1 protein-coding gene is annotated in these 462 nt (G+C 70.8%); it reads right to left on the bottom strand.

The genetic code is table 11. The annotated features are described in order from the left end of the window. Positions 1-462 (bottom strand): hypothetical protein (locus tag BN4575_RS22230; RefSeq protein WP_176716467.1); only part of this gene is annotated, 462 nt, incomplete at both ends.

Here is a 462-nt window from a genome sequence, read left to right as displayed (position 1 = left end):
GAGGCGATGACGGCCAGGTCCCACCGGAGCGCGTCGGCGAGGGTCTGGGGGGACGACCGGGCCGCGACCGGCGAGGAGAGCTTCGGCGAGGAGGGATAGGCGCGGATCGGGATGGGGATGTCCACTAGCCCCATCGGCAGATGATAGTCGGTGTCGTCGGAGACGACCATCGAGATCCAGGACGCGGGGATCACGCCGTAGCGGGCCTCGGTGGGCTGCTCGGCGTGCTGCACGAAGCCGACGTCGCACGCGAGATCGAGCTTCAGGCTTGCCTCGGCCGTGGGGTCGTGGGTCGAGAAGAGGAAGGTGATCCAGTTGCTGCCGCTCACGAGCGGGATCCGCGCCGGGGTCAGCGTGAACTGCTGGGCGGGCGGGTCGGTCGCGGCGTTGGCGGGCGTGAGGGCCGAGATCCGGCCGAAGAAGATGGGCGGGGCCGCGGGATCGACGTCGGGCTCGACCTCG

The sequence above is a fragment of the Aeromonas sp. EERV15 genome (assembly GCF_900079845.1).
Taxonomy (GTDB): Bacteria; Pseudomonadota; Gammaproteobacteria; order Enterobacterales; family Aeromonadaceae; genus Aeromonas; species Aeromonas sobria.
The sequence above is the reverse complement of the archived record's forward strand: the minus strand, read 5'-3'. Positions and strand labels throughout refer to the sequence as shown.